Raw genomic sequence first — 8,076 nt, 5'->3', positions numbered from 1 at the left:
TAATCAAATCGAGCAATAATACAATTAACAGACCGACAACGGAGTTAGTTAATTCTAAAAGTCCCCAGGTTTTGAAGGTGTCTTTAATCGACAGGCCAAAATACTCTTTGAATAACCAGAATGCGGCATCATTGACGTGGGTTAGCGTGTTGCTTCCCGAGGCGGTCGCCAGCACCATCAACGCCGGATCAACATTAAAAGTCGTAATCATTGGCCCCACAATACCCGCCGCGGTAATCGCTGAGACGGTACCTGCACCGGTAGCCAGACGCAGCAGCACGGTGATAAACCACGCCATAATCAACGGCGAGACGGAAGAGGTACGCATCATATCGGCGATGTAATCCCCCACGCCGGTATCCATAATGATCTGCTTAAAGGCGCCACCTGCACCTATGATAAAGACGACCAGCGCCACTTTCTCAATGGCGGTGGAGTAAGAGCTCATCACCTCGGTCATCGATTTACCGCGCGCGGTACCGAATGCATACAGCGCGACCAGTACGGCAATCAGCATGCTGACCTGCGCGCTACCGATAAAGTTAAGGAACGAGATAACGCTGGCTCCTGCCGGGATAAACAGCTTAATCACGGTCACGCCGGTGATGATGATTGCCGGAATGAGCGGCACCAGCAGGCTGGTGGCGAACGACGGCATTTCGTCATCGCGAAAAACCTTCTGTGATTCCAGCAGCTGTGGAATTGGGCGCTCCAGATTGCCCAGCAGTTTTGGCAGCAGAATGCCCGAGCAGATGACCGTTGGAATAGCGACGATAACGCCGTAGATGTAGACCATCCCCATATCGGCGTGGAAAGCGGCAACCAGCGCCGTTGGGCCTGGCTGCGGCGGAAACAGGCTATGCGCGGTTGTCGCGGCGGCGACCATCGTGATGCCGAGTTTCAGGAACGGAATTTTGGCTTCGCGAGCAATACTGATCACCAGCGGCGCGAGGATCAGGAAAGCAACCTCGTAAAACATCGCCAGGCCGAATATCAGGCCAATGACCATGATTGCCCACTGCACCTTTTTTGGCCCGAAGCTTTGCAGCAAAGTCGAGGAGACACGCTGGGCCGCACCGGAATCGACCATCAGCTTGCCGAGGATCGCACCGAACAGAATGATTAACGCCAGATGCCCCAGCGTGCTGCCCACGCCCGCTTCAATCGATTTCCCGATAGCCTCCAGCGGCAATCCTTCACAGACGCCAACAAAAATCGCCGCCAGCAGCAGCGCCAGCATCCCGTTGATCTTAAATTTCATATTGAGAATAAGTAGCAGTACAACGCCCAGGGCGACCCAGATCACCGGCAGGGCTTCAGCAAACGCGTTCATCCTTTTTCCTTGTCAAAATTTATAATTGGTATGATATGTAGCCGGTTTTGGATATTACTCACGAAAATGTGTCATACCAATTTGAATCACGCAGCAACATGTTAAACAGTGAAAGAGGGCGAATAACGATGTAATGAAAATGTTAATTTTCATCAAAAGGATTGGATACATCACAGAAAAGCCCCGTTAAGTGCGTCGGCAAAAAAGCAACGTGCGGTTGCGCAAGAAGTGCGAGGGATCGCTGGCGCGAAATATGCAATAATGACGGTTTACCACTACTGAAGAGCCGATGATGCAGTACCCGATTAACGAGATGTTTCAGACCCTGCAGGGTGAAGGTTATTTTACTGGCGTCCCCGCCATCTTTATTCGTTTACAGGGATGCCCGGTAGGCTGTGCCTGGTGTGACACCAAACATACCTGGGATAAGCTCGAGGATCGGGAAGTGTCTCTGTTCAGTATCCTGGCGAAAACCAAAGAGAGCGATAAATGGGGGGCGGCAAGCAGCGACGATCTGCTGGCGATTATTGGCCGTCAGGGCTGGACCGCACGTCACGTGGTGATTACCGGCGGTGAGCCGTGCATTCACGACTTAACTCCGCTTACCGCGCTGCTTGAGCAGAATGGCTTTAGCTGCCAGATTGAAACCAGCGGTACCCATGAAGTGCGCTGCACGCCGAACACCTGGGTGACCGTGTCGCCGAAGGTGAACATGCGCGGCGGCTACGATGTGCTGTCGCAGGCGCTGGAACGGGCCGATGAAATCAAGCATCCGGTAGGCCGCGTGCGCGATATTGAAGCGCTGGACGAACTGCTGGAGACGCTCTCTGACGAGAAGCCGCGGATTATTGCCTTGCAGCCGATTAGCCAGAAAGACGATGCTACCCGTCTGTGCATTGAAACCTGTATCGCGCGCAACTGGCGTCTGTCGATGCAGACGCACAAGTATCTGAATATTGCCTGATGATATTTGCCGCCCGGAGGAGGCGCATCGCGTCTCCTCCGGAAACATCCCGGCCTCGCTTCGCTCAGCCGGGGGCGTTAAGCTTTATTTCGCCGCGTCGTTCATAACTTTCGAGAAGGTGTCCATCGGGCAGAAACCGTTCGCATCAACCGGGCAACCTTTTAGCGACAGCGTGACGCGCTGCGGCGGTGTTTTCAGGGTTAATGCATCCGCGTTACGCAACTGCTCGGCGCTCTGATAAACATACTCAATCTTCATCAAATCCCGATTTGCTTGCGTATCATGCCAGCGCTGGAACACAATTTTCCCGCCGATTGGCGTGCGTTCGTACTGACCCGGCAACGTGTAGGCGTTGAAATCCAGCGCTGTCAGCAGCGAAGCAATGTTCGAGTCATGACCCACCAGAACAGTGATTTTCGGCGTTTTCGCCGCTTCGGTTACCAGCGCATTATCGATATATTTCACCAGCGGTTTTGCTACGTTGCGCGCGACTTCTGGCGAGGTGAACAGGCTGTCCTGATAGCCGTTTTTAAGTTTTGACAGCAGACGCCACTGCTGATCGGTTTTAATTTCCCCCCAGGCCACCTGGTCAAGCGGGAACCCTTCGTAATATTGCAGCGTGAACGCATCGACCAGCGAGTTACCGATTGCCAGCGGCCCTTTAACGCCCGGCTCCTTCTGGTAGTTGGCGCTAAAGCTGTCTTTGGCATCGCTCAGCGAACACTGTTGCTTCTCTTTGCAGGAAGGAGAATCCTGATAACGGGCAATCTGCGCCAGCAGCTTATAGCTCTCGTCGAGCTGTTGAGCCTGCCGCGCTTTCTCCATCGCCTGTACTGCCTTCTCACGGAATGAGGCAGAGTCGTCGGTGATCACCGGGTTAAAGGTTGGGTCCATGGTGCCCATTTTTTCCTGGTGGTGGACGACAACGTCGCAGCCGGGGAAGGCGCCGTTAATAAAGAACTGGGCGGTGGCAACGGTGCGTTGCAGGCTGTTGGCATAGGCGTATACCGTGTCCGGCGCCGGGCATTCGCCGCTGGTGACCATTCCCTGCTGCGCCAGCCATTCACGCATATAGTGGCCCATATAGACTTCGAGCACACCGCCTTTGGTGGTGAGCTGTCCGCCGGGAACGTCCCATTCCGGCCAGGCGTTTGGCGTCGACTGTTCGAGCACGCTACCGTTAGTCGCCAGCGGCGCGCGCAGGTTGTGACGGCTCATCACCAGCACCTGCTGAAGCTGATAGCCTTCGGGTGGCGTTTGCGCCTGGCTTAATCCTGAGAACAATAACAGTGCCGGCATTGCAGCGGCGAGAAGCGTTTTTTTCATCCCTTGTTCCTCACAATGTATTAACCAACCCAAAGAGTGTGACAGAACTTCGTCATATTTCCTGGGCGGATGCCGCATTCTGAAAGATTAGGGAAATGAATGTGATAGGAAACAACGGAAGGGGAACGGGGGAGGCGCGAACCGACTCCCCGCTTGCCGCCTGACTTACTCGCCGCGGTAGACGCAGCCAGCGGTACAGGTTTCTTTCACCATTACCGCGCTCAGCAGCGGCACAACCGGTTTAACCTGTTCCCAGATCCAGCGGGAAAGCACTTCGCTGGTCGGGTTTTCCAGACCCGGAATATCGTTCAGATAGTAGTGATCCAGACGATCGTAGGTCGGTTTGAACGCCGCTTTCAGTTCGGCAAAATCCATGATCCAACCGGTATGGGGATCAACTTCACCGGTAATCTCAAGACGCACCATAAACGAGTGGCCGTGCAGGCGACCGCACTTATGCCCTTCCGGCACATGTGGCAGATGATGGGCGGCTTCGAAGGTGAAATCTTTAAACAGTGTGGTGGACATCATGAACTCTCAGTCTTGCGGAAAAAAACGCCGCATAGTACCCGAATGCACATTTTTCTGCATTAACTAAAACCGCCAAATGGGCAAAGAGGACAATAATTGTGCACGATGATAATTATTATCCATTTATATCAATAGGTTATTTAACCTGTTTTATTGCTATTAACTACCAGGAAAAGAGGTTAGTCCATTTGGTTATTTGATATTTCTATCCCTTCTTTAATTGTTATTATCCACGTCGTTAACCTTACATTCAGTTTTGTTTTTTCTGATTAGAAACAGCTTTGCTACTGGAACATAACAACGCATGACAACACAGTCTCCCCCTTCAGCTTTGCTCCCGCTTAATCCGGAGCAGTTAGCGCGCCTTCAGGCGGCCACTACTGATTTATCACCCACCCAGCTTGCCTGGGTTTCCGGCTATTTTTGGGGCGTGCTTAATCAGCAGCCTGGCGCTGCGACCGTTTCTGCCGCACCGGCTGCCGTCGAAGTCCCGGCCATTACGCTGATTTCCGCCTCGCAGACCGGCAATGCCCGCCGCGTTGCGGAAGCGCTGCGTGACGATCTGCTGGCCGCCAAACTGAACGTGAACCTGGTGAACGCCGGGGATTATAAATTCAAACAAATCGCGTCGGAAAAGCTGCTGGTTGTTGTGACCTCTACGCAGGGTGAAGGGGAAACGCCGGAAGAAGCGGTAGCGCTGCATAAATTCTTGTTCTCGAAAAAAGCGCCGAAACTGACCGATACCGCCTTTGCGGTGCTGGGTCTTGGCGATACCTCTTACGAATTCTTCTGCCAGGCCGGTAAAGACTTCGACAGCAAGCTGGCCGAGCTTGGCGGTGAGCGCCTGCTCGACCGCGTCGATGCCGACGTAGAATACCAGGCCGCTGCCGCCGAATGGCGCGCGCGTCTGGTCGATGTGCTGAAAGCGCGTGCGCCTGCTGCCCCGTCTGTACAAGTTGCAGCGAGCGGTGCGGTAAATGAAGTACATACCAGCCCCTACACCAAAGAGGCGCCGCTGTCGGCGTCCTTGTCGGTGAACCAGAAAATCACCGGCCGCGATTCTGAAAAAGATGTCCGCCATATTGAAATTGACCTCGGCGATTCTGGCCTGCGCTATCAGCCAGGCGACGCGCTGGGCGTGTGGTATCAGAATGATCCCGCGCTGGTGCAAGAGCTGGTGGAGCTGCTGTGGCTGAAAGGTGACGAGCCCGTTACCGTCAACGGCAAAACCCTGCCGCTGGCCGAAGCGCTGCAGTGGCACTTCGAACTGACGGTCAACACCGCAAATATCGTGGAGAACTACGCTACGCTGACGCGCAGCGAGTCTCTGCTGCCGCTGGTGGGCGATAAAACGCAGTTGCAGCAATATGCAGCCACCACGCCAATCGTCGATATGGTGCGTTTCTCCCCGGCTCAGCTCGACGCTGAAGCATTAATCGGCCTGCTGCGTCCGCTGACGCCGCGTTTGTACTCCATTGCCTCCGCGCAGGCGGAAGTTGAAAGCGAAGTCCACGTGACCGTCGGCGTTGTGCGTTACGAGATCGAAGGCCGTGCCCGCGCTGGCGGAGCTTCCAGCTTCCTCGCCGACCGCGTGGAAGAGGAAGGGGAAGTGCGCGTGTTCATCGAGCACAATGACAACTTCCGCCTGCCGGCTAACCCGCAGACCCCGGTGATTATGATTGGTCCGGGCACCGGTATCGCGCCGTTCCGCGCCTTTATGCAGCAGCGCGCCGCCGACGGTGCGGAAGGCAAGAACTGGCTGTTCTTCGGTAACCCGCACTTCACCGAAGATTTCCTTTATCAGGTCGAGTGGCAGCGCTACGTAAAAGAAGGCGTGCTGAGCCGTATCGATCTGGCCTGGTCTCGCGATCAAAAAGAAAAAATCTACGTACAAGACAAACTGCGCGAACAGGGCGCAGAGCTGTGGCGCTGGATCAATGACGGTGCCCACATTTATGTCTGCGGCGACGCCAATCGCATGGCGAAAGACGTTGAGCAGGCGTTGCTGGAAGTGATTGCTGAGTTCGGTGCAATGGACATCGAAGCGGCGGATGAATTTTTAAGTGAGCTGCGCGTCGAGCGCCGTTATCAGCGAGATGTCTACTAATGAGCGAAAAACACCCAGGGCCTTTAGTGGTCGAAGGCAAACTGACTGACGCCGAGCGCATGAAGCGTGAAAGTAATTTCCTGCGCGGCACCATCGCGGAAGACCTGAATGACGGCCTGACCGGCGGCTTCCACGGCGATAACTTCCTGCTGATCCGTTTCCACGGTATGTACCAGCAGGATGACCGTGACATTCGCGCCGAGCGCGCCGAGCAGAAGCTGGAGCCGCGTCACGCGATGCTGCTGCGCTGCCGTCTGCCGGGCGGAGTGATCACCACCACCCAGTGGAAGGCGATCGACAAATTCGCCGCTGACAACACGATTTACGGCAGCATCCGTCTGACCAACCGTCAGACCTTCCAGTTCCACGGTATTCTGAAGAAGAATGTCAAACCGGTGCATCAGATGCTGCATTCGGTGGGGCTGGATGCGCTGGCGACCGCCAACGACATGAACCGTAACGTGCTGTGCACCTCCAACCCGTATGAGTCGCAGCTGCACGCGGAAGCCTACGAGTGGGCGAAAAAGATCTCTGAACATCTGCTGCCGCGTACCCGCGCTTATGCGGAGATCTGGCTCGATCAGGAGAAGGTCGCGACCACTGACGAAGAACCGATCCTCGGCGCAACCTATCTGCCGCGTAAATTTAAAACCACGGTGGTGATCCCGCCGCAGAACGATATCGATCTGCACGCCAACGACATGAACTTCGTGGCGATTGCCGAAAACGGCAAGCTGGTGGGCTTTAACCTGCTGGTTGGCGGCGGTCTGTCTATTGAGCACGGTAATAAGAAAACTTACGCGCGTACGGCCAGCGAGTTCGGCTTTCTGCCGCTTGAGCATACCCTGGCGGTAGCGGAAGCGGTGGTGACGACCCAGCGTGACTGGGGTAACCGTACCGACCGTAAAAATGCGAAAACCAAATACACGCTTGAGCGCGTCGGTGTCGACACGTTCAAAGAAGAAGTTGAGCGTCGCGCGGGGATCAAATTCGAGCCGATCCGCCCGTATGAGTTCACCGGTCGCGGCGATCGCATTGGTTGGGTGAAAGGGATCGACAACAACTGGCACCTGACGCTGTTTATCGAAAATGGTCGTATCCTGGATTACCCGGGACGTCCGCTGAAAACCGGCCTGCTGGAGATCGCGAAGATCCACAAAGGCGATTTCCGCATCACCGCTAACCAGAACCTGATCATCGCCAGCGTGCCGGAAAGCCAGAAAGCGAAGATCGAGAAGCTGGCGCGCGACCACGGGTTGATGAATGCGGTGAAACCGCAGCGCGAAAACTCGATGGCCTGCGTGTCGTTCCCGACCTGCCCGCTGGCGATGGCCGAGGCCGAGCGTTTCCTGCCGTCGTTCACGGACAAAGTGGAAGCGATTCTGGAAAAACACGGTATCCCGGACGAGCACATCGTGATGCGCGTGACCGGCTGCCCGAACGGCTGCGGCCGCGCGATGCTGGCGGAGCTGGGGCTGGTGGGCAAAGCGCCGGGTCGCTACAACGTGCATCTGGGCGGCAACCGCATGGGGACGCGTATTCCGCGTATGTATCGCGAAAATATTACGGAATCAGAAATTCTCGATTCCGTTGACGAACTGGTTGGGCGCTGGGCGAAAGAGCGTGAAGCGGGTGAAGGCTTCGGCGACTTTACGGTGCGTGCGGGCATCATTCGCCCGGTGCTCGATCCAGCGCGTGATTTCTGGGAATAACACCGTCCCCCCTCACCCTAACCCTCTCCCCGCAGGGGAGAGGGGACCGCTCGGTTTTCTCCCTCGCCCCTTTGGGGAGAGGGCCGGGGTGAGGGGAAACACA

General features: G+C 55.7%; 6 protein-coding genes. 3 read left to right on the top strand and 3 right to left on the bottom strand.

Annotated features, from left to right (window positions below; translation table 11 throughout):
- Positions 1-1,333 (bottom strand): gluconate:H+ symporter (locus NNN71_RS05770; RefSeq protein WP_271458056.1); only part of this gene is annotated, 1,333 nt, incomplete at its 3' end.
- Positions 1,334-1,625: 292 nt separating this feature from the next.
- Here NNN71_RS05770 and queE point away from each other — a divergent pair.
- The gene (queE, locus tag NNN71_RS05765; RefSeq protein ID WP_163446354.1) at positions 1,626-2,297 is read left to right on the top strand and encodes a 7-carboxy-7-deazaguanine synthase QueE; all 672 of its coding nucleotides are present in this window, start codon (positions 1,626-1,628) and stop codon (positions 2,295-2,297) included.
- An 84-nt stretch (positions 2,298-2,381) separates the two neighbouring features.
- Here queE and agp read toward each other — a convergent pair whose 3' ends face one another.
- Positions 2,382-3,623 (bottom strand): bifunctional glucose-1-phosphatase/inositol phosphatase, encoded by a 1,242-nt coding sequence (gene agp, locus NNN71_RS05760; protein WP_163446302.1) that lies wholly within the window; start codon positions 3,621-3,623, stop codon positions 2,382-2,384.
- Positions 3,624-3,788: 165 nt separating this feature from the next.
- A complete protein-coding gene (gene queD / locus NNN71_RS05755) occupies positions 3,789-4,154 on the bottom strand; it encodes a 6-carboxytetrahydropterin synthase QueD (RefSeq protein ID WP_163446301.1) in 366 nt (121 codons plus the stop codon).
- A gap of 304 nt (positions 4,155-4,458) precedes the next feature.
- On the opposite strand from queD, the gene cysJ reads away from it, so the two are divergent.
- Complete coding sequence (gene cysJ / locus NNN71_RS05750; protein ID WP_271458055.1) at positions 4,459-6,261, top strand: NADPH-dependent assimilatory sulfite reductase flavoprotein subunit; 1,803 nt, start codon at positions 4,459-4,461, stop codon at positions 6,259-6,261.
- On the top strand, positions 6,261-7,973 hold the full coding sequence (gene cysI / locus NNN71_RS05745) for an assimilatory sulfite reductase (NADPH) hemoprotein subunit (RefSeq protein WP_042310692.1): 1,713 nt from the start codon (positions 6,261-6,263) through the stop codon (positions 7,971-7,973). The genes cysJ and cysI overlap by 1 nt, the downstream gene beginning before the upstream one ends.
- Positions 7,974-8,076 lie beyond the last annotated feature (103 nt).

This window comes from Kluyvera sp. Awk 3 (genome assembly GCF_028069715.1).
In the GTDB taxonomy this organism is placed as follows: domain Bacteria; phylum Pseudomonadota; class Gammaproteobacteria; order Enterobacterales; family Enterobacteriaceae; genus Kluyvera; species Kluyvera georgiana_A.
The sequence above is the reverse complement of the archived record's forward strand: the minus strand, read 5'-3'. Positions and strand labels throughout refer to the sequence as shown.

Coding starts and splice junctions, on each gene's coding strand:
- queE (WP_163446354.1), top strand. CDS start 1,626: ATGCAGTACCCGATTAACGAGATGTTTCAGACCCTGCAGGGTGAAGGT.
- agp (WP_163446302.1), bottom strand. CDS start 3,623: ATGAAAAAAACGCTTCTCGCCGCTGCAATGCCGGCACTGTTATTGTTC.
- queD (WP_163446301.1), bottom strand. CDS start 4,154: ATGATGTCCACCACACTGTTTAAAGATTTCACCTTCGAAGCCGCCCAT.
- cysJ (WP_271458055.1), top strand. CDS start 4,459: ATGACAACACAGTCTCCCCCTTCAGCTTTGCTCCCGCTTAATCCGGAG.
- cysI (WP_042310692.1), top strand. CDS start 6,261: ATGAGCGAAAAACACCCAGGGCCTTTAGTGGTCGAAGGCAAACTGACT.